Origin of the sequence: Collinsella sp. CLA-ER-H4, from assembly GCF_040092395.1 — a bacterium.
Lineage (GTDB): Bacteria > Actinomycetota > Coriobacteriia > Coriobacteriales > Coriobacteriaceae > Collinsella.
Window position 1 is genome coordinate 19,559 of record NZ_JBBNLQ010000006.1, and the last position, 21,226, is coordinate 40,784.

Genomic DNA, 21,226 nt, shown 5'->3' on the forward strand with positions numbered 1-21,226 from the left:
AAACGAGCACCCACCGGATAACAAAGCTAGGCCAGCGTTACGTTGTGCAGCTCAAAGCGGTCGCCTACGTTGTGCGAGATAGAATATTCAAACGCGGTGCCGCTATCCAAGAAGCCAATCTGGTTGAGTTCGAGCAAGGGAGAGCCGGGTTTGGTATCCAGGCGCTCAGCCTCTTCCTCAGTTGCCGCGACGGCGCGGATGGTGCGATGGAAGCTCGAAATCTTCAGCCCGCATTGCTCGCGGATAAAGCCGTAGACCGATCCGTACAGGTCCTTCTTTTTAAGGCCCGGGATCAGTTCGAGCGGCATATAGGTGTACTCGATGACGATGGGCTTCTCGTCGACCTGGCGCACGCGCACGATGTGATAGGCGAAGTCATCCTCGGCCATTCCCAGCTGGGTCGCAACCTCTGCCGGCGGATTGACGATCGAGAAATCGTAGACCACCGAGGTCACTTTCTCCCCGCGATGCTCGTACGAAAAGCCTTGGGCGCGGTCGTTCTTGCCTTGGAAAAACACCTGGCCGGGAAGCCCCGCTGTGTCCTTGACGTAGGTGCCCGATCCTCGCCGACTGGTGATCAAGCCCTCCTCGGTAATCTGCTCAATCGCACGTTTGACGGTGATCTTAGAAACGCTATAGAGCTCGCAAAACTCTACGACGGTGGGTAACTTATCGCCCGGCTTAAGGGCGCCGTCCTCGATGCTTCGACGGATATCTGCAGCTATCGCCTCGTATTTGGGAATCATGCAATCCTCCCTTCATATTTGCGTTGAATATTAAGAAAGTATACCTACTTAAAAAGCATCCATATGGCTTTCATGAAAGAAGTTCGATAAAGAAAAGTTAAAAAGACGCTTTACACAATAAATTAGAGCGCTATAGTTATAGACAACAAGCGAGATGCATTGGCGTTTGCTTGTGCTGTTTGGGGACGGTTTTGTTTTGGCAGGTTGGATATCGGTATGACCGGTGCGCGCCCGCGCCGGATAACCTGCCAAAGCAAACCCGTCTCCAACCGGAAGCTCTAGAACACGAAAGCGAGGACTTTGATGACGCAGTATCAGCTGCCCAACGACTTCTTCTTTGGCGCTGCTATGTCCGGCCCGCAGACTGAGGGTCAGTGGAACCAGGGCGGCAAGCTCGAGAACCTGTGGGACACCTGGTCCATCCAGGATCTGGGTTCGTTCTACAACTGCGTTGGCTCTTATGCCGGCAATGACTTTATGGCCAAGTACCAGGAAGACTTTCGCATTTTGAAGGACTTGGGCCTGAATACCTTTCGCACTTCCATCCAGTGGAGCCGTCTGCTCGATGCCGACGGCAACCTAAATGAGGAGGGCGCTGCGTGGTATCACGAGCTGTTCCGCGCTTCTCGCGAGGCCGGCCTGGAGCCGTTCGTCAACCTGTACCACTTTGACATGCCCACCTACCTCTTTAACCGTGGCGGCTGGGAGAGCCGTGAGGTCGTCGAGGCTTACGCGCATTACGCCGACGTCGCCTTCCACGAGTTTGGCCAGGAGATCAAGTACTGGTTCACCTTTAACGAGCCCATCGTCGAGCCCGAGCAGCGCTATCAGGAGGGCGTGTGGTTCCCGCAACTCCACGACTTTAGCCGCGCCCGCACCGTGCAGTATCACATTTCGCTGGCGCATTCGCTGGCTGTGGCCAACTACCGCCGTGCCTATGACGAGGGCGCCGTTCGCAGCGATGCTAAGATCGGCATGATTAACTGCTTCACTCCGGTCTACACCAAGGAGAACCCCAGCGAGGCAGACCTCGAGGCCGTGCGTATGACCAGCGGCATTAACAATCGCTGGTGGCTCGACCTTATTACCAAGGGCGAGCTTCCTGCCGACGTGCTCGACAGCCTGGCCGAGGGCGGCGTTAAGCTCCCGTTCCGTGCCGGCGACCAAGAGATTCTCAAGCAGGGTGTTGTCGACTGGCTCGGCTGCAACTACTACCACCCCACGCGTGTTCAGGCACCGGCGAGCAAGGTCGACCAGTACGGCCTGCCGCACTTTGCCGACGAGTACGTATGGCCCGACGCCGTTATGAACGAGAGCCGCGGCTGGGAGATCTATCCGCAGGGCCTCTACGACTTTGGCATGGACTGCGCTAAGAACTACCCCGATCTTGAGTGGTTCGTTTCCGAGAACGGCATCGGCATCATGGACGAATACAAGAACCGTGACGCCGAAGGAACCATCCAGGATGACTACCGCGTCGACTTTGTACGCCAGCACCTGGAGTGGGTTGCCAAGGCAATCGCCGAGGGCGCCAAATGCCGGGGCTATCACTACTGGGCCGTCATCGATAACTGGTCTTGGGCCAATGCCTTTAAGAACCGTTACGGCTTTGTCGAGGTCGATCTGATGGATGGCTATAAGCGCCGCCTTAAGAAGTCGGCAGCCTGGCTCAAACAGGTTGCCACGACCCACGTGGTTGATTAGCGACCGGGCGAACGCCCAGACCGCGCGCCGCCGCGCGCAACACATGGCACATCTGGTGGCAGAGGGCGACAGACCACCGTGCGCATAGGAAAAGGCCGGATTTGAAAGTTAGGAGCAATCATGGCCAGTGACAACGGAAAGAGCTTCCTCGACAAGTTTGCCGAGGTCTCTGCGAAGGTGGGAAACCAGGTTCACCTGCGTTCCCTGCGTGACGCCTTCGCGACCATCACGCCGCTCTATATCCTTGCGGGTATCGCGGTTCTTATTAACAACGTCGTGTTCCCCCTGTTCCCGCTCGATGCGGCGGGCCTTGCCAACCTTCAGACCTGGGGTTCGGCAATTACGCTGGGCACCCTCAACGTCTCTGCCATTATCTTGGCCGGATTGATTGGCTACAGCCTCGCTAAGAACAAGCGTTTCGATAACCCGCTCGCTTGCGTGGTCGTCGCTATCTCTGCTTTCGTCATCATGATGCCGCAGCAGGTCACCGCCACGCTTGCCGCCACGAGCCCGCTGCTCACCGACAAGATCACCTCCGCCGAGGTCACGGGCGCCCTTTCGACTGCCAACACCGGCACCAACGGTCTGTTCTCGGCTATTATCATCGCCCTGCTTTCCGTCTCGCTCTTCATCAAGATTTCTGGCGTCGAGAAGCTTAAGGTTAAGCTGGGCGAGGGCGTGCCCCCCGCGGTCTCCAACTCCTTCAACGTCATGATCCCGATGCTGCTCAACCTCGCGATCTTCGCTCTTGCCGCGGCCCTGCTCGCCGTGTGCGCTGGCACCGATCTGTGCACCATCATCTCCACGTGCATCTCCAGCCCGCTCAAGAGCATCATGAACGCCGGTCCGTGGGCTGTTATCCTCATCTACACCCTTGCCAACCTGCTGTTCTGCGTCGGTATTCACCAGTCCACCATCTCTGGCGCTACCGTCGAACCGATCCTGACCATGCTCATCGTCGACAACATGGCTACCTTTGCCGCCGGTGGCACCATCCAGCCCGATCACTACATGAACATGCAGATCGTTAACAGCTTCGCCCTCATCGGCGGCTCGGGCTGCACTCTCATGCTCCTGCTCGACACGCTCCTGTTCTCCAAGAACAAGGCTTCCGAGACCGTTTCCAAGATGGCTATCCTGCCTGGTCTGTTCAACATCAACGAGCCGGTTATCTACGGTTACCCCATCGTGTACAACCTGCCGCTCATGATCCCGTTTGTCCTCCTTCCCGATCTGTTCATCGGCGTCACCTATGGCCTTACCTGCGCAGGCATCATCAGCCCCTGCATCGCCCAGGTGCCCTGGACTATGCCTCCCGTCATCAATGCTCTGCTCGCTACGGGCTTTGACTGGCGCGCCGGTGTGTGGCAGGCTCTCGAGATTGTCATTGGCATGGCCGTCTACCTGCCCTTTATGAAGATTTCCGAGAAGGCAATCGCCAAGCAGGAGGCTCTCGCCGAGTAGAACGCCTAACGTTCGTCCCTTTCACCTTTGCGGGCGCCGGTACGCGGTGCCGGTGCCCGCGGCTCTCTCCCTTGCGTAAAGATACAGGGGAGTGGGCACAATAGCCGCAAGGAATAAAACCAGTTGTCGTCTGCGCGCCGCGCAGTTATAAGGAGGAAACCATGAAGAAGATCATGCTCTGCTGCAATGCCGGTATGTCCACGAGCCTGTTGGTCCAGAAGATGCAGGCCGAGGTTGCAAACCGTGGTCTGGATATCGAGGTCGAGGCTCGTCCCATGAACGAGGCCCACGATCACCTGGACGAGTGCGACATGTTGCTGCTTGGCCCGCAGATCGGCTACACCAAGGGTGACTTTGAGAAGGAGGCCGCCGGTCGTTTTCCGGTCGAGGTCATCAACATGGTCGACTACGGCCGCATGAACGCCGCCGGCATCATCGACCACTGCGTCAGCGTGATGGGCTAGGTGCTCCGCATGGAGGATATGAACGAGTTGCAGATGACCTGTTTCGAGATCATCAGCTACGTCGGTACCGCCAAGAGCATGTACATCAATGCCGTGCAAAAGGCCAAGGAGGGCGATTTTGACGCCGCCGAGGAGCTTATCAAGCAGGGCGACGAGGCCTATAACGGTGGCCACGATGTTCACATGGGGCTTCTGAAGAAAGAGGCCAACGGCGAGCGTAACGGCGAGGCCCCGTTGATTCTGCTGCATGCCGAGGACCAGATGGCCGGTACCGAGACCATGCGCGTCATGGCGACGGAGCTCATCGAGATCCACAAGCAGCTGCGGGCACTTAAGGCCTAGTCGGCGTTATCGCCGCGATGGACCGCGCGCTCCAACAGACAACATAGTCCCTTTGACAGGCGCCGGGAGTCTCCGCCTCCCGGCGCCTTTATTTTTGGGGATGGTCTTGCGCGGTCTGTTGAGCGGCCAATTGCGTTACCCCAGATAAAACCTGCCAAAACAAACCTGTCCCTTTTTGGTAGGTTTTTGCCTTGGGAGCGGTACCATACAGGCAATGTTTAAACGAGAAAGGTGGGCTCCCATGGAACCTAAGCAGTACTACATCGGCATCGACGTCGGCGGCACTTCGGTTAAGGAGGGTCTGTTCGACGAAGACGGCAACCTGCTTGCCAAGGCCAGCGTGCCCACGCCTCCCATCATTGACGCCGCGGGCTTTGCCGCGGTGACCGAGGCTATCGATCAGGTGGTCGCCAAGGCTCAGATTCCGCGTGCCTTTGTGGCAGGCATTGGCCTGGCCGTTCCGTGCCCCATCCCGGCGTCGGGCGATGCCAAGGTCAAGGCCAACATTGCCATTAACCTGCCCGAGCTGAGGATCGCCATTCAAAAGCACTGTCCCGACGCGGTCGTTAAGTACGAGAACGATGCCAACGCCGCCGCCATGGGCGAGGCCTGGCTAGGCTCTGCCAAGGGCGTGCAGAACGTGGTGATGGTCACCATCGGTACCGGCGTGGGCGGCGGCGTTATCGTCAACGGCGACGTGGTGTCGGGCGTTGTGGGTGCTGGCGGCGAGATTGGCCACATGTGCCTGAATCCGGCTGAGGAGCGCACTTGCGGCTGCGGCGGCCATGGCCACCTGGAGCAGTATTCCAGCGCCACCGGCGTGGTGAGCAACTACCTTGCCGAGTGCAAGAAGGCGGGCGTCGAGCCCATCGAGCTCACCGGTCCCTCCGATTCCAAGGACGTGTTCCAAGCCTGCCGCGAGGGCGACAAGCTTGCGCTGGCCGCGGCCGATACCATGGCCGACTATCTCGGTCGCGCACTGGCGCTTATTGCCAATGTGGTCGATCCCGAGATGTTTCTTATCGGCGGCGGCGCATCCGCCTCGGCCGATGTCTACCTCGACAAGGCTCGCGAGTACTTCCAGCGCTACGCGCTTTCCGCCTCGCGCGAGACGCCCATTAAGGTCGCTTCGCTCGGCAACGACGCCGGCATCATCGGTGCCGCCTACGTAGCCCTGCGCGCCGCCGGCAAATAGCTGGTGCAAGGGGGACAGGTTACTTTGCACCAATATGGTGCAAAAGGGACAACCTTGGCCCAGTGCCTGCCCCAAAATATGCCGTAGCCCTTCCGTCTGCGAAGGCTCGGCATCGGCGTGCTACCATAGCTACGTCCAAGTACACATATCAAGTGGAGGATATCCATGGCAAACGTTCTTGTCTTTGGTCACCAGAACCCCGATAACGACGCCATCATGAGCGCCGTCGTCCTGTCCCAGCTGCTCAACCAGGTTGAGTATGCCGGCAACACCTACGAGGCCTGCGCCCTTGGTCAGCTTCCGGCCGAGTCCGCCAAGCTGCTCGCCGACGCCGGCATCGTCGAGCCCCGCGTGATCGAGTCCGTCGAGGCCGGCCAGCTCGTCGTCCTCACCGACCACAACGAGTCCGCCCAGTCCGTCGCCGGCCTTAAGGACGCCACGGTCTTTGGCGTTGTCGATCATCACCGCATCGGCGACTTCGAGACCGCCGGCCCGCTGCACTACATCTGCCTGCCCTGGGGCTCCAGCTGCACCATCGTCACCAAGCTCGCCGGCGTGCTCGGCGTTGAGCTTTCCGACGTTCAGGCCAAGCTGCTGCTCTCGGCCATGATGACCGACACGCTCATGCTCAAGAGCCCCACCACCACCGATGTCGACCGCGCCGTTGCCGCCAAGCTCGGCGAGCAGGTGGGCGTCGATCCGGTCAAGTTTGGCATGGAGGTCTTCCTCACCCGTCCGTCTGGCTCCTTCACCGCAGCCGAGATGGTCGGCAACGACATCAAGATGTTCGAGCCTGCTGGCAAGAAGCTGCTCATCGGCCAGTACGAGACTGTCGACAAGACCCGCGCACTCGGCATGATCGACGAGATTCGCGAGGCCATGCGCGCCTACGCCGCCGAGAAGGGTGCCGACGGCATCGTCCTGTGCATCACTGACATCATGGAGGAGGGCTCGCAGGTCCTGCTCGAGGGCGAGACCGAGGCTGCTCAGAAGGGCCTGGGCATTGCCGACGAGCACGACGGCGTCTGGATGCCGGGCGTCCTCTCCCGTAAGAAGCAGGTCGCTGCCCCCATCATGGCCGCCTGCTAGGTTTAGTTGGCCAAACGCTACGACCGGATCGCGGACGCCCCGCGCTCCGGTCGTTTTTTGTGCACGGTGCCGCGTCGTCTCTTGGACAGGCGTGCCCGTGCCGTTGAACAAATAATGTTCAACCTGTGGTTCCGCTTTTCGGCCATGCCTGCGTGCTTGTCGTGCAGGGTAGGCTAGATGCAAGCGTAATACGTTAGAGCGCGGCGCCGCCACTTGGGCGGGCCGTGCTTTTTTAAGACGGGAGCTTTCCCGTGAAAGGAGCCGCCCATGGCAGCAACTGAGCAGCTGTTCAACGTTCGTGAGCGCAAGCGTTTTGAGCGCCACGACATCTGGGAGCGCATCGCCGAGAACGGCACGATTTCCGCCGCCGTCATGGTCCTCGCTGCCATCGCCGCCGTTATCTGCGCCAATACCGATGTCTACGAGGCCATCCATCACTTTTTGGAGACCCCACTGTATGTGGGCCTGGGCAACCTTACGGCCGGTCTCACCGTTGAGCTTTTCGTCAACGACTTCCTCATGGCAATTTTCTTTTTGCTGGTGGGCATTGAGCTTAAGTACGAGATGACAGTTGGCGAGCTCAAGAACCCGCGTCAGGCCATGCTTCCCATGCTGGCGGCCGTGGGCGGCGTCGTCGTTCCCGCCTGCATCTATCTGATCTTTAACCATGCCGGCGCGCACAACGGCTGGGCCATTCCCATGGCAACCGATATTGCCTTTGCGCTGGGCGTGCTGTCGCTTTTGGGCAATCGCGTGCCCAACGGCGTGCGCGTGTTCTTCTCGACGCTCGCCATCGCCGACGACCTCATTTCCATCGCCGCCATCGCCATCTTCTACGGTCAGAGCCCCAATCCGTTTTGGTTGGGCGCCGCCGCGCTTGTGACCTGCGCGCTCGTGTGGCTCAACAAGACGCAGCATTACCGCCTTGCCCCGTACTCGGTGCTGGGCCTGCTGCTGTGGTTCTGCATGTTCAAGAGCGGCGTGCACGCTACGCTCGCCGGCGTCATCTTGGCCTTTACCATCCCGGCCAAGTGCGGCGTCAAGCTCGATAGCCTCACCGATTGGTTGGGCGAGTGCCTGCCGCTGCTCGATGATCGCTACGATGACGAGGCACACATCCTGGGCCAGCATGACTTTACCGTCTCGACCACCAAGGTCGAGCGCGTCATGCACCGCGTGACCCCGCCGCTCATCCGCATGGAGCGTCTGATCTCCACGCCGGTCAACTTTGTGATTCTGCCGATCTTTGCGTTCGTGAACGCACAGGTTCGCCTAGTGGGTGTGGACATGAGCACGCTGCTCACCGACCCGGTGACGCTCGGCGTGTACTTTGGCATGCTGCTGGGCAAGCCGATCGGCATCTTTGGCATGACGTTTGCCCTGGTTAAGCTTAGGGCCTGCGAGCTACCGCGCAATGTCAACTGGCACATGATTGCCGGTGTGGGCATTCTGGGTGGCATCGGCTTTACCATGTCGATCCTCATCAGCGGCCTTGCCTTCCCGACGGCCCAGTTTGAGGTTCTGGCCGCCAAGGCCGCTATTCTCGCCGGCTCTGTCACTGCGGCCGTACTTGGCATGATCTACATGAGTGTGATCTGCAAGCATCCCGCGCCCAAGGACGAGTAAGAGCGCGAAAACCGGCTCCAGAACCGATTCGGGCGCGTTCAAAATGCGGATTCGGGTGGTGCTTGCCGCCTGCCAGACACGCCAGTGGTCAAAAAACGCCGTTTGTGAGTACTGTCACAAACGGCGTTTCATTTTAGGTGCGGAAAATAATGAACAAAGTTATAAGAACTGTACGTTAATGAGTGACCATCGACTTCCAATTTGGCGCTAGCTGACGGTGATTGGGGAGTTTCAAGTCGAGTTTTGCCGATTTCGACCAAGAATCGCTGCTACTAAAAGGGTAACAGTACTCATATTCGCCCTTTTTTGGCCACAAGCCCTAAAACAAGCCTCGCCAAGGTCGGGAAACGGGCCAAATCGCCGGCCTCGAGGCTTATTCCACGGTGCCGTAGATGGCGCCCCAGCCGTGGGCGGCCAAGGCGGAGTTGAGCTGGTCGCAAAGTGACTGGCGGTCGTAATAGCCGGGCGGTAGCAGGTTCACGATTTCCATGAGATCGGGCGCCAGGTCCAAGATTTCGGCCTGTACGATCAGATCCAGGCGGTCGATGGCGTGGCGGTCGTAAAACAGTCCGTCGACCAGGCGCTGAAGGTCGCCGAATTCCTCGGCCTGGAACGATCCGTACTCCATAGTGCCTCCTTGGGCGCCCCACGCCGGCATGCGCGGCGATTCGTAATTCATTGCGATGGACTTAATCTATCACGGCTTCATAACGTTGTGACGGTGGCGGTCTATACTTAGACGAACTGCAACGTACCGCTTCGCGAAAGGTCGCATCCCATGCAGACGATCTACCAGAAGATGGAAACCACCGAACTCGATGCCGCCATCGAGGCGCTCAAGGCCGAGGTCGCCGAGGTCAAGGCCAAAGGCCTGGCGCTCGACATGGCCCGCGGCAAGCCGTCGCCCTCCCAGGTGGACATCTCTCGACCCATGCTCGATATCCTCAATGCCGATGCCGATCTGCACGACGGCAATGTCGACTGCTCCAACTACGGTTGCTTTGAGGGCATTCCCTCGGCACGCAAGCTGGCGGGGGAGTTCCTGGGTTGCCCCGCCGAGCAGACGCTCGTGCTGGGTTCGTCGAGCTTGCTGATCGAGCACGATATCGCCGGTATGTTCTGGCGTTGCGGCTCGTGTGGTAGCGATCCTTGGGAGGCTTACGAGGCAGCGCACGACGGCAAGAAGGTCAAGTTCCTGTGCCCGGTTCCCGGCTACGATCGCCACTTTGGCATTACCGCCGACTTGGGTATCGAGAACGTTCCCGTCGCGATGACCGACAACGGCCCCGATATGGACGAGATCGAGCGCCTCGTTGCCGCCGACGATTCCATCAAGGGCATCTGGTGCGTGCCCAAGTATTCCAACCCCACGGGTATCACCTTTAGCGAGGACACCGTGCGCCGCCTGGTCGAGATGCACACGGCCGCGCCCGATTTCCGCATCTTCTGGGACAACGCCTACTGCGTGCACGACCTGTACGACGAGACCGACGAGCTCGCCAACATCTTTGATCTTGCCCGCGCGGCGGGCACCGAGGACCGCGTGGTGGCATTCGCCTCGACGTCCAAGATCACCTTCCCGGGTGCCGGTATCGGCTTTATCGGTGCGAGCCCCGCGGTTATCGCGGAGTTCTCCAAGCGCCTGAAGGCCGGCCTCATCAGTGCCGACAAGCTCAACCAGCTGCGTCACGTGCGCTTCCTTCCCACCATCGAGGCGGTCAAGGACCACATGAAAAAGCATGCCGAGTTCTTGCGCCCGCGCTTTGAGGCTGTCGAGCGCAAGCTCACCGAGGGCTTGGGCGACACGGGCTGCGCCACCTGGACGCACCCCCGCGGCGGCTACTTTGTAAGCTTCGATGGTCCCGAGGGTTCAGCCCAGAAGGTCGCCGCGCTCTGCGCCGACCTGGGCGTCAAGCTCACGCCGGCTGGTGCCACCTGGCCTTATGGCAAGGACCCGCGCGACACCAACATCCGCATCGCGCCGAGCTATCCCACGGTCGAGGACCTGGAGGCCGCGCTCGATGTGCTGGTGCTGGCCGTCAAGCTTGTCGCTGCCGAGCTTGCGCGTGCCGAGCGCGCCTAACGCGCGGCTTCCCGTACTATCCGCACTTTCGATACGTAAAGGAGCGTATACATGGATTTGGGTATTTCCACCAACCCCACGCCAGAGCTCTACACCATTAAGGTAACCGGCGAGATCGATATCTCTAACGCCGATAGCCTGCGCAATGCCATCGACCTGGCGCTCGAGCAGCCCACTGAGGCCGTTGAGCTCGATTTTGCCCAGGTGAGCTACATCGATTCGACGGGCATTGGTGTGCTCGTGGGCGCCGCGCACCACGCGGCCGACCACGACAAGCGCTTTAGCTGCACCAATGTGCAGCCCCCGGTGATGCGCGTGGTTCAGCTGTTGGGTGTCGACCAGGAGATTTCGATCACCGCTGCATAACCTTTGCCCTCAAAAGGGCGTGCCGTTTGGCATATGTTTGTGATGCGCTCGGACGTTTTGGCGTCCGGGCGCTATACTTGACCGAATGAATAGACGAGTTCCGGCCGAATGGCGCGGTGCGGGCTCGACTCACATCGAGCCTTGGAGGTATGTGTGTTTGGTATTGGAGAGGGTGAGCTCGCGATCATCGTGGTCTTCGGCTTTTTGCTGTTTGGCCCGGATAAGCTCCCACAGATGGGCCGCACGATCGGCCGTGCCATCCGTCAGTTCCGCGAGACGCAGGAAAAGATGACGGCCGTTGTTCAGTCTGAGATTATCGATCCGGTAAGTGAGGCCGCTTCGGCACCGGTCAAGCCCAAGAAGACTGCCGTCGATGACGATTCCGATGCGGACAAGGATGCCGCCGAGACGGCAGCGCCCGCCAAGAAGGAGACCTTTGCCGAGCGCCGTGCCCGCCTTGCTGCCGAGAAGGCCGCGAGCGAGGCTGCCGCCGAGGGCGAGGGTGCTGCTGAGGAGGCCGAGGGTGCCGAGCCTGCCGCTGCCGCCGAGCTTGTCGTCGAGCCCGAGCCTGCTGCAGAGCCGGAGCCCGAGCCCGAGCCGGCAGAGCCCACGACGGCCGACCTCTATGCTCGTCGTCCCCGCAAGCGCAAAGCCGTCGTCGACCAGCTCGCTCGCGAGCTCGAGGCCGAGGACGACGCCGCTGCCCCGAAGGGAGGCGATGAGTAATGCCTATCGGACCTGCGCGTATGCCGCTCTTCGATCACCTGGGAGAGCTCCGTCGCCGCCTGACCATCGTGGTCGTGTCAGTCTTTGCAGCCGCTATCGTGCTGTATTTCGCCACGCCTGTGGTGCTCGACATCCTGAAAGATCCCATCCGCTCCTTTGTGCCGGACGGTAAGTTCTACATCACCACCACGCTCGGCGGCTTTGGCCTGCGCTTCTCACTGGCCATCAAGATGGCCGTGGTCATGTGCACGCCCATGATCATCTGGCAGATTCTGGCGTTTTTCCTGCCGGCGCTTCGCCCCAACGAGCGCAAGTGGGTCGTGCCCACGGTGCTCGCCTCGACGGTGCTGTTCTTCCTGGGCGCCATCTTCTGCTACTTCATCATCATTCCTGCGGGCTTTGAGTGGCTCATCGGCGAGACCTCGGCCGTCGCCACGGCGCTGCCCAATTTGGAGGACTACATCAACATGGAGCTGCTCTTTATGATCGGCTTTGGTGTGGCGTTTGAGCTGCCGCTCATCATCTTCTACTTGTCCGTCTTCCATATTGTGTCCTATGCGGCCTTCCGCAGTGCCTGGCGTTACGTATACGTTGGCCTGCTTGCGGGCTCGGCTGTGATTACGCCCGACGGCTCGCCCGTTACGCTGGGCCTCATGTATGGCGCCCTGCTCTCGCTCTACGAGATTTCGCTCGCCATCGCTCGCGTGGTCATTACCGCGCGCGAGGGCAAGGAGGGCTTGTTTGTGAGCCGTCTGGACCTGTTCTCGGACGATGAGGACGACGAGGAGTAAATCGGTATGCACGAGGTTGGCATTGTCAACGGCATACTCGATACAGTGATTCGCGCGGCGCGTGGGGCGGGGGCCTCGCGCGCCGTTTTGGTAACGCTGCGTATCGGGGATATGACCGAAGTTGTGCGCGAGGCGCTCGACTTTGCGTGGGAGACATTTCGCGACGAGGACCCGCTCACGCGCGGCTGCGAGCTTGCCGTGGAGGAGGTCCATCCACAAAGCGAGTGTCTGGACTGTGGTGAGGTCTTTGAGCACGACCGTTTCCATTGCCGCTGCCCCCAATGTGGCGGCGCCAATGTGCGCCTGCTGCACGGCCGCGAGCTCGACATCGCAAGTATCGAAATCGAGACCCCCGACGATTAGCCCATCAGCCATCTGGGGACGGGGTATAAAGGGGCAGAAGTAAGGAGTGCCGAATATGGCCGAGAAAACGATTGATATCGCGTCGCCGATTCTGTCGCGCAACGAGCGCCTGGCAGATCAGCTGCGTCAGCGATTTAAAGAGACGGGCACCTATGTGATCAATGTGCTGTCGAGCCCCGGTTCGGGCAAGACCACCACGATTTTGGGCACCAACGAGCGCCTGCGAGATAAGGCCGGCTTGCGCTGCGCCGTCATCGAGGGCGATATCGCCTCGGACGTCGACGCCATTACCATGAAGGAAGCCGGTATGCCCGCCATCCAGATCAACACGGGCGGCCTGTGCCACCTCGAGGGCAACATGATCATGGAGGCCGTTGACGCCTTCGACCAGGCTGTAGGTCTGGAAAACATTGACGTCATCTTTATCGAAAACGTGGGTAACCTGGTCTGCCCGGTCGACTTTGACCTGGGCGAGAACCTGTCCATCATGATCCTCTCGGTGCCCGAGGGCGACGACAAACCCATCAAGTACCCGGGCATCTTCCAACACGCCGGCGCACAGCTGCTCAACAAGGTCGACGTGGCTCCGGCTTTCGATTTTGACATGGATAGGTATACTAAGACACTCGATGACCTCAATCCGCAGGCGCCGCGGTTTGCCGTGAGCGCGCGCAAGGGCGAGGGCATGGATGCCTGGTGCGATTGGCTCATCGGGCAGATTGAGCAAGCAAGGGCGTAAGTCGGCCGCCATACGGGCGGGCGTAGCCGCAGAGACATGAGATAGGAGCCTCTTTTGAAGCTCATCATCGCCGAGAAAAACGACGCCGCGCGTCAGATCGCCGAGCGGCTGTCCACGGGTAAGCCTAAAAAGGACAAGGTGTACAACACCGCCATCTACCGTTTTGAGTGGAAGGGCGAGGAGTGCGTGACCATCGGCCTTGCCGGTCACATCCTTGCGCCCGATTTTTGCGACAGCGTGCTGTTCGATAAAAAGCTAGGTTGGTATTCGGTGACCGAGGACGGTGAGATGTTGCCGGCCGATATGCCCGATGGCCTGGCGCGTCCGCCCTATGACACCAAGCGTAAGCCGTTCCTTGCCGATGGCATCTCCATCAAGGGTTGGAAGCTCGAGAGCCTGCCTTACCTCACCTGGGCGCCCGTCATTAAGCTGCCGGCCGAGAAGGAGCTCATTCGCTCGCTCAAGAACCTCGCTAAAAAGTCCGACAGCGTCATTATTGCCACGGACTTCGACCGCGAGGGCGAGCTGATCGGCTCGGACGCTCTCAACAAGGTGCGCGAGGTTGCGCCGGACTTGCCGGTTGCCCGCGCCCAATACTCTTCGTTTACCAAGGCCGAGATTACGCACGCCTTCGATAATCTCGTCTCGCTCGACCAGAATCTGGCCGACGCCGGCGAGAGTCGCCAACACATCGACCTCATTTGGGGCGCGGTGCTCACGCGTTACCTGACGCTCGCCAAGTTTGGCGGCTTTGGTAACGTGCGCTCCGCCGGCCGCGTGCAGACGCCGACGCTCGCCCTGGTGGTCGAGCGCGAGCGCGAGCGCATGGCGTTTGTGCCCGAGGACTATTGGCAGATTCGCGGCATGGGTGCCGCGCAGGGCGCTGCCGAGGACGACCGCTTTAAGATCGCGCACAAGACGGCGCGTTTTACCGACAAGGATGCTGCCGAGACGGCGTACGGCCATGTCGACGGCGTTACGACGGCAACCGTCGCCGCGGTGACCAAACGCTCGCGCAAGCAGCAGCCGCCCACGCCGTTTGCGACCACCTCGCTGCAGGCTGCCGCCGCGGCCGAGGGCATCTCGCCTGCGCGTACGATGCGCATCGCCGAGTCCCTCTACATGGCCGGTCTCATCAGCTACCCGCGTGTCGACAATACCGTGTACCCTGCGACGCTCGATCTGGGCGCCGTGGTGAGCGACCTGGCAAAGATCAACCCGGCGCTGGCGCCCGTGTGCAAAAAGGTGCTTGCCGGTCCTATGAAGCCCACGCGCGGCAAGGTCGAGACCACCGACCACCCGCCTATCTATCCCACGGGCGAGGGCGACCCATCCACGCTCGACGGCGGCCAGCGCAAGCTCTACGACCTCATCGCCCGTCGCTTCCTGGCAACGCTTATGGGTCCCGCGACCATCGAGAACACCAAGCTCGAGCTCGACGTCAACGGCGAGCCGTTCGTGGCCTCGGGCGACGTGCTCGTGACCCCTGGCTTTCGCGAGGCCTATCCGTACGGCCTTAAGCGCGATGAGCAGATGCCGCCGCTGGAGCAGGGCGATACGGTCGACGTGTTCGACATTAAGCTCGAGGCCAAGCAGACCGAGCCGCCCGCGCGCTATAGCCAGGGCAAGCTCGTGCAGGAGATGGAAAAGCGCGGCCTGGGCACCAAGTCCACGCGCGCGAGCATCATCGAGCGCCTGTACGCCGTGCGTTATCTCAAAAACGATCCCGTTGAGCCGAGCCAGCTGGGCATTGCCATCATCGATGCGCTGTCACAGTTTGCCCCGCGCATCACGAGCCCCGATATGACCAGTGAGCTCGACGGCGACATGACCCGCGTCGAGCGCGGCGAGGACACCGAAGAACATGTCGTGACGCACTCGCGCGCGCTGCTGACTGGCGTGCTCGACGAGCTGCTCAAGCACACGCAGGAGCTGGGCGACGCCATCAGCGACGCCGTCACGGCCGATGCGCGCGTGGGCGCTTGCCCCAAGTGCGGCAAGGACTTGGTTATGAAGACGAGCGCCAAGACCCGTGGCAGCTTCATTGGCTGCATGGGCTGGCCCGACTGCGATGTGACCTATCCGGTGCCGAGCGGCGTCAAGGTGAGCCCGCTCGAGGGCGAGGCAGCCGTGTGCCCCGAGTGCGGCGCGCCGCGCATTAAGTGTCAGCCGTTCCGTCAGAAGGCTTTCGAGATCTGCGTGAACCCGACGTGCCCCACCAACTACGAGCCCGACCTTAAGGTGGGCGAGTGCAAGGTGTGCGCCGAGGCAGGACGCCATGGCGACCTGATCGCGCACAAGAGCGAAAAGAGCGGCAAGCGCTTTATCCGCTGCACCAACTACGATGACTGCGGCGTGAGCTATCCGCTGCCGGCGCGCGGCAAGCTCGAGGCGACGGGTGAGACCTGCCCCGAGTGCGGCGCTCCCATCGTGGTGGTCAACACCGCGCGCGGCCCGTGGCGCATCTGCGTGAACATGGACTGCCCGACCAAGGAGAAGAAGCCCGCCCGCGGCCGCAAGACCACAACCAAGGCGAGCACGGCAAAGAAGACCACGGCGACAAAGAAGACCACGGCTAAGAAAGCCACTGCCGCCAAGAAGACGACCGCAAAAAAGACGACCACCAAGAAGGCCGCCGACAAGTAACCGAGCACATATAGACGCGGCGGGGCCGGGCGCGCAAATGCAAATGCGCGCCCGGCCCCACTTCTAAGTTGCGGTGAAATAGGGACTGTTTTTGCTGGCAAAAGGCCTAATTAATCCCTATTTCACCGCAAGATTTGATCAGTTGTTGGGATTACTTCACCTCGACAGGCTTGGCGCCGGGATAGCGCTTCTCAAAATCTAGGCGGTACTTATTGTCATTGGTGCCCGCCACGTTGTCGCGTGACAGCGGCGCCACGATCTCGTTCTTGTGGTCCGCAGGCTTGGCGTATTTCAGGCTGATCTCCCAGGCATCACAGATTGCGTCAATGCGGTGATCCAGGTCGTCGTACAGGGCGATGATGTCCTTCCAGGAGCTGTAGTTCTTGGAGCTCGTCGGGACGTCTAGGTCCTCGACGATGTCGTAATACTGCTCGATGGTGTCCTCCGTGCGCTCGGCGACGTCGGCGAGATTTTGACGGGTGGTTCGATCCTCTTCCAGATAGCTGCCGTTGAAGTTCTGCGCGCAGCCACGGACGTAGTTGTCGAGGTCTTCGAGCAAGTCGTAGTATTCGCTCAGTCGGCGGTAGAGGTTCTGCTCGGAGAGCGTTGCTTCGCTGCCATCCTCGTCGTCATCGTCGTCATCGTCGTACAGGCTGTTGGGATCGCCGAGAGGCTTTAGGTCATCGTCGTCGACGTCATGGTGCAGCTTAGCTACCTCGGCAGTCGTCTGCGTGGCGGCGTTGTCGAAAGGCTTGATCACAAAGAAAACGACCAGGGCGATGATGATCGCCACCAGCACAACAATAACGGCGATAAGCGGCCCGGTGCCGCTCTTTTTGGGAGCGGGGGTCTGTGGCGAAGCGGGCGCGTATGCGGGAGCCGGCTGCTGTTGGGGCGAGCCGCTCGCGACGGGTATGCGCTGCGTGGTCTCGACGGCCGCGGGGCTTGCGGCGGGGTCGGGGCGATAGGCGAGGGGGTCGTCCGCCTTGGCTTGCGGCGTATCAAGGGAGCCGGTCTGCTCAAAAGCGGGCTGGCTATCGCTCGCGGTTGTTTGCTCAACGGGTGCACCGCACGAGGTGCAGAACTTGGCATTATCTGCAAGAAGCTTGCCGCACGAGGCGCAATACCGAGACATTGCCACTCCTTTCGCCACATTTCAATGCAATACGACGATTATACCCAGCACCCCAAATTCCCCTTCATAAGTTGCGGTGAAATAGGGACTGTTTGGCGGTCTCAGAGCTTCAATCAGTCCCTATTTCACCGCAACTTTGGAAAGGCACCTTTAGCCATTGGGGACGCACCGAGCACTGGGGTATCATGGCTTGGTTGATATATCTGCATTTACGCGCCTTGTAGGAAGGGGCTGCGCCCATGGCTTTTGAGCCCGCTCAACATAGCTTTATCACGCTCGAGGGCGTCGATGGCGCCGGCAAGTCCACGCAGGCGCGTCTGCTTGCCCGCGCGCTTGAACTCGCTGGCTACCAGGTTGTGAGCCTGCGCGAGCCGGGCGGTACCGCCATCAGCGAAAAGATCCGTGCTCTGCTGCTCGACCCCGCCAATACAGCGATGGGCGACACCTGCGAGTTGTTGCTCTACGAGGCGGCACGCGCTCAGTTGGTGCACGAGGTCATAGCTCCCGCCCTCGCGGCCGGCAAGGTGGTCCTGTGTGACCGCTTCTACGATTCCACAACCTGCTATCAGGCATTTGCCGACGGCCTTGATCGCCAGATGGTGCGCGATGCCAACAACCTGGCCGTTGCGGGAACGCACCCGGCGCTCACGCTCGTCTATCACATCACGCCCGAGCAGGCGGCGCTGCGCATGGCAGCCCGTGGCGCGGCAGATCGCATGGAGGCCAAAGGCATGGCATTCCAGGAGCGTGTCTACCAGGGCTTTAGTGCCATTGCTGCCGAGGAACCCGCCCGCGTAAAGCTCATCGACGCTACCGCGACCATCGAGGAAGTTTTCGAGAAGACGGTCGAGCAGATTCGCGCGTACGGTCTCGACATTCCGCAAGACGCCGTCGTCGGCGCGCTTGCTAAGGAGGCCGAGTAACATGGCCCCCGCTCAGGCAAGCCTGCTGGCCAAGCTTGACACCCAAGAGCGCGTGCGCGACTTTTTGACCAATGCCGTTGCCAGCGGTCGCGCATCGCACGCCTACCTGTTTTTGGGCGCGCCCGGCGCGGGCAAGCTCGACGCCGCGTGGGCGCTCGCCCAAGCCTTCCTGTGCGAGCAGGATGGCTGCGGCTCATGCGACAGTTGTGTGCGCGTTGCTCGCCATACGCACCCCGACGTGCACTATTACACGCCCGAGAGCGCCACGGGCTACCTCATCGCCCAGACCCGCGAGCTGCTCGATGACGTGCCTCTGGCGCCCATCCGTGCCAAGGCCAAGGTCTACATCATCGACCGTGCCGAGCAACTGCGCGCCAACACCGCCAACGCACTGCTCAAAACACTCGAGGAGCCGCCCGAGGGCGTTATGTTTATCTTGCTGGGCACCTCGGCAGACGTGATGTTGCCCACCATCGTGAGCCGCTGCCAGTGCGTGCCGTTTCGGCTGGTGTCGCCCGCCGTCGCCGCGCAGGCCGTGAGCCGCGCCACCGGTCAGGATATTGCGCGTTGTCGCATGGCCGTCGCCGTGGCGGGGAGTCCCACGCGTGGCATCGAGTTCCTCAAGAGCGCCGAGCGCCAGGACGCCCGCCGTCAGATGGTTCGCGCCATCGATTCGCTTATCGCCGCCGACGAGGCCGACGTGCTCAGCCGCGCCAAGTCACTCATCGTCGCCGTTAAGGCGCCGCTCGCCGAGGTCAAGTCCACACAGGAAAAGGTGCTCGAGCAAAACGCCGACTACCTGTCGCGTGGAGCATTGAAGCAGCTTGAGGACCGCAACAAGCGCGAACTCAACGCGCGCGAGCGTTCGGGTATTATGGAAGCGCTGGCGAGCGCGCGGACGCTCATGCGCGACGTGCTGCTGACGCTTCAGGACGAGGCGGCAGACGTTGTGAACGAGGACGTGCGCGACACGATCGGGCGGCTTGCCGCCGCGACCAATGTTGCGGGTGCCACCCGGGCGCTCGAGGCAGTCGCGACCGCCGAGCGCAACATCGCCAGAAACGTTACTCCCCAGCTGGCCATCGAGGTCATGCTGTTCGATATCAGGAAGGCACTGAAATGCCGTTAGTCGTACCCGTTAAGTTTACCTACGCCTCGCGCGACCTGTGGTTCGATCCGCAGGATTTGGATATCCTCGAGGCCGATTATGCCATTTGCTCCACCGAGCGCGGAACCGAGATCGGCCTGGTCACGGCCGATCCCTTTGAGGTGCCGCAAGACGAGATTGGCCAGCCGCTCAAGCCCGTGCTTCGTGTGGCGAGCGACATCGACCTGCAGCTTGCCGACGACCTGGCCATCCAGGGCGACGAGGCCATGGTCGACTTCCGCCGCCTGGTCAAGGAGCTCGACCTCGAGATGAAGCCGGTGGGCGTCGAGTACCTGTTTGGCGGCGAGAAGGCCGTGTTCTACTTTGCAGCCGAGGAGCGCGTCGATTTTCGCCAGCTCGTCAAGGACCTGTCCTCGACGCTGCACATTCGCGTCGATATGCGCCAGATCGGCGTGCGTGACGAGACCCGCCTGGTGGGTGGCTACGCCCAGTGCGGACAGGAGCTCTGTTGCACGCGCTTTGGCGGACAGCTCGAGCCCGTCTCGATCCGCATGGCAAAAGAGCAGGACCTACCGCTCAACTCGTCCAAGATCAGCGGCGTGTGCGGCCGCCTGATGTGCTGTCTGCGCTATGAGTTCGAGGCGTACAAGGACTTTAAGAGCCGTGCGCCCAAAAAGAAAACGCTCATCGATACGCCGCTTGGCAAGGCGCGTATCCAGGAGTATGACACGCCGCGTGAGCAGCTGGTGCTGCGCCTGGAGAACGGCAAAGTCTTTAAGGTCAACCTGGCCGATATGACCTGCTCGGAGGGCTGCAAGAAGAAGGCTGCCGAGCAGGGCTGCAATTGCCGCCCCGATTGTGTGACGCGCGATGTGCTCGAGCGCATCGAGTCGCCCGAGATGCGTCTGGCGCTCATGGAGCTCGATCGCGAAAACGGCGTCGATGTGGGCGATGGCCTGTCGAGTGCCGACCGTCTGGCCGGCACGTCGATGCCCAAGCGCCGTCGTCGCGATGCCGAATCCGATGCTCGCGCCGGTCAGGGTCAGGGCGAGGGCCGTGGCCGCGGAAAGGGCCGCGGTAAGGCCGAGACACCCGAGGCCGAGGGGGCGGCCGATGGCCGTCGCCGTCGCAAGCGCGCGGGCTCGGGCGATGCTACCGAGGTTGCAGCCGCGGGCAAGAACGCCTCTCGCGAGCGCGAGGTTCAGCAGCCCCAGCAGCAGAATCGCGGCGGCGGCATGAACCCCACACGTCGCCGCCGCCGTCATCTGTCGAGCGAGGAGCGCGAGGACGCCTTCCGCGCCGCAGCTGCTCGCGAGGCCGGTGCCGCTTCCAAGGGCGCCTCGGCCTCCGACGCGTCTGCCGACAAGGGCGGCAAATCACGTGGCGAGGAGGAGCGCGCGCCGCGTCCGCGCCGTCGCCATTCCTCGGGCGCGCAACAGAAGCCCTCAGTGCCCTCCGTGGCCGATCAGGTCTCGGATGGCGAGGTCAAGGTCACGCGCCGTCGTCCCGGAGATGGCGGGGGAGCGGCTGCCAAGGCTTCGCGTGGCGCCGCTCGCGACGAGCGCGAGCCGCGCGAGGATCGCGGTGGCGAGGGCTCGGCCGACCAGGGTCAAAAGCGCCGTCGTCGTCGCCGTTCCCGCAAGCCGCGCCAGGATGGTGGCGAGGGCTCGACCCCGTCTTCGTCCGCACCACAACCGCCCGCCGGCGAATAACGCC

Annotated in this window: 20 protein-coding genes; 17 read left to right on the forward strand and 3 right to left on the reverse strand. The window is 61.4% G+C overall.

The annotated features are described in order from the left end of the window. Positions 1-26: 26 nt before the first annotated feature. Entirely contained in the window at positions 27-746 is a 720-nt protein-coding gene (locus tag AAAX34_RS05510; protein ID WP_118934139.1) for a GntR family transcriptional regulator, read from the reverse strand. A 303-nt stretch (positions 747-1,049) separates the two neighbouring features. Between AAAX34_RS05510 and AAAX34_RS05515 the strand changes: the two genes are divergently transcribed. From AAAX34_RS05515 to nhaA, 7 genes are all read left to right on the forward strand, one after another. Then, positions 1,050-2,450: a glycoside hydrolase family 1 protein gene (locus AAAX34_RS05515; RefSeq protein WP_349110353.1), complete on the forward strand. Its 1,401-nt coding sequence runs from the start codon at positions 1,050-1,052 to the stop codon at positions 2,448-2,450. A 120-nt stretch (positions 2,451-2,570) separates the two neighbouring features. Continuing rightward, positions 2,571-3,914, forward strand: a complete 1,344-nt coding sequence (locus AAAX34_RS05520; RefSeq protein WP_349110354.1) for a PTS transporter subunit EIIC — start codon at positions 2,571-2,573, stop codon at positions 3,912-3,914. A gap of 161 nt (positions 3,915-4,075) precedes the next feature. Further along, positions 4,076-4,378, forward strand: coding sequence for a PTS sugar transporter subunit IIB (locus AAAX34_RS05525; RefSeq protein WP_035137700.1), 303 nt, complete (start codon positions 4,076-4,078; stop codon positions 4,376-4,378). A 9-nt stretch (positions 4,379-4,387) separates the two neighbouring features. Further along, positions 4,388-4,720, forward strand: coding sequence for a PTS lactose/cellobiose transporter subunit IIA (locus AAAX34_RS05530; RefSeq protein ID WP_349110355.1), 333 nt, complete (start codon positions 4,388-4,390; stop codon positions 4,718-4,720). A 241-nt stretch (positions 4,721-4,961) separates the two neighbouring features. After that, positions 4,962-5,915 (forward strand): ROK family protein, encoded by a 954-nt coding sequence (locus AAAX34_RS05535; protein ID WP_349110357.1) that lies wholly within the window; start codon positions 4,962-4,964, stop codon positions 5,913-5,915. A gap of 165 nt (positions 5,916-6,080) precedes the next feature. Further along, on the forward strand, positions 6,081-7,004 hold the full coding sequence (locus tag AAAX34_RS05540; RefSeq protein WP_349110358.1) for a manganese-dependent inorganic pyrophosphatase: 924 nt from the start codon (positions 6,081-6,083) through the stop codon (positions 7,002-7,004). A gap of 267 nt (positions 7,005-7,271) precedes the next feature. Further along, entirely contained in the window at positions 7,272-8,630 is a 1,359-nt protein-coding gene (gene nhaA, locus AAAX34_RS05545) for a Na+/H+ antiporter NhaA (RefSeq protein ID WP_349110359.1), read from the forward strand. Between the two features lie 373 nt (positions 8,631-9,003). On the opposite strand, the gene AAAX34_RS05550 is transcribed toward nhaA, so the two are convergent. Beyond that, a complete protein-coding gene (locus AAAX34_RS05550; RefSeq protein WP_055285533.1) occupies positions 9,004-9,258 on the reverse strand; it encodes a hypothetical protein in 255 nt (84 codons plus the stop codon). Between the two features lie 150 nt (positions 9,259-9,408). Between AAAX34_RS05550 and AAAX34_RS05555 the strand changes: the two genes are divergently transcribed. The 7 genes from AAAX34_RS05555 (at position 9,409) to AAAX34_RS05585 (ending at position 16,344) form a co-directional block, all read left to right on the forward strand. Beyond that, entirely contained in the window at positions 9,409-10,713 is a 1,305-nt protein-coding gene (locus tag AAAX34_RS05555; RefSeq protein ID WP_349110360.1) for an aminotransferase class I/II-fold pyridoxal phosphate-dependent enzyme, read from the forward strand. 51 nt (positions 10,714-10,764) lie between these two features. Then, positions 10,765-11,079, forward strand: coding sequence for an STAS domain-containing protein (locus tag AAAX34_RS05560; protein ID WP_320677937.1), 315 nt, complete (start codon positions 10,765-10,767; stop codon positions 11,077-11,079). A 153-nt stretch (positions 11,080-11,232) separates the two neighbouring features. Continuing rightward, on the forward strand, positions 11,233-11,805 hold the full coding sequence (locus AAAX34_RS05565; protein WP_349110362.1) for a twin-arginine translocase TatA/TatE family subunit: 573 nt from the start codon (positions 11,233-11,235) through the stop codon (positions 11,803-11,805). Beyond that, positions 11,805-12,596, forward strand: a complete 792-nt coding sequence (gene tatC / locus AAAX34_RS05570) for a twin-arginine translocase subunit TatC (RefSeq protein WP_349110363.1) — start codon at positions 11,805-11,807, stop codon at positions 12,594-12,596. The genes AAAX34_RS05565 and tatC overlap by 1 nt, the downstream gene beginning before the upstream one ends. Before the next feature lie 6 nt (positions 12,597-12,602). Beyond that, a complete protein-coding gene (gene hypA, locus AAAX34_RS05575; protein ID WP_117565013.1) occupies positions 12,603-12,959 on the forward strand; it encodes a hydrogenase maturation nickel metallochaperone HypA in 357 nt (118 codons plus the stop codon). Between the two features lie 55 nt (positions 12,960-13,014). After that, positions 13,015-13,698 carry a hydrogenase nickel incorporation protein HypB gene (hypB, locus tag AAAX34_RS05580; RefSeq protein WP_035137692.1) on the forward strand — a complete coding sequence of 228 codons (684 nt, stop codon included), beginning with the start codon at positions 13,015-13,017 and terminating at the stop codon, positions 13,696-13,698. Between the two features lie 54 nt (positions 13,699-13,752). Beyond that, positions 13,753-16,344, forward strand: a complete 2,592-nt coding sequence (locus tag AAAX34_RS05585; protein ID WP_349110364.1) for a DNA topoisomerase I — start codon at positions 13,753-13,755, stop codon at positions 16,342-16,344. 151 nt (positions 16,345-16,495) lie between these two features. Here the strand turns inward: AAAX34_RS05585 and AAAX34_RS05590 are convergent, their stop codons facing one another. Beyond that, positions 16,496-17,479 carry a zinc ribbon domain-containing protein gene (locus AAAX34_RS05590; protein WP_349110365.1) on the reverse strand — a complete coding sequence of 328 codons (984 nt, stop codon included), beginning with the start codon at positions 17,477-17,479 and terminating at the stop codon, positions 16,496-16,498. A gap of 239 nt (positions 17,480-17,718) precedes the next feature. Here AAAX34_RS05590 and tmk point away from each other — a divergent pair, with 239 nt between their 5' ends. From tmk to ricT, 3 genes are read left to right on the forward strand one after another with little or no spacing between them, the layout of a single operon-like run. After that, positions 17,719-18,402: a dTMP kinase gene (gene tmk / locus AAAX34_RS05595; RefSeq protein WP_349110366.1), complete on the forward strand. Its 684-nt coding sequence runs from the start codon at positions 17,719-17,721 to the stop codon at positions 18,400-18,402. A gap of 1 nt (position 18,403) precedes the next feature. Continuing rightward, positions 18,404-19,531 carry a DNA polymerase III subunit gene (locus tag AAAX34_RS05600; RefSeq protein ID WP_342996079.1) on the forward strand — a complete coding sequence of 376 codons (1,128 nt, stop codon included), beginning with the start codon at positions 18,404-18,406 and terminating at the stop codon, positions 19,529-19,531. Beyond that, positions 19,522-21,222, forward strand: coding sequence for a regulatory iron-sulfur-containing complex subunit RicT (gene ricT, locus AAAX34_RS05605; protein ID WP_349110368.1), 1,701 nt, complete (start codon positions 19,522-19,524; stop codon positions 21,220-21,222). The genes AAAX34_RS05600 and ricT overlap by 10 nt, the downstream gene beginning before the upstream one ends. Positions 21,223-21,226 lie beyond the last annotated feature (4 nt).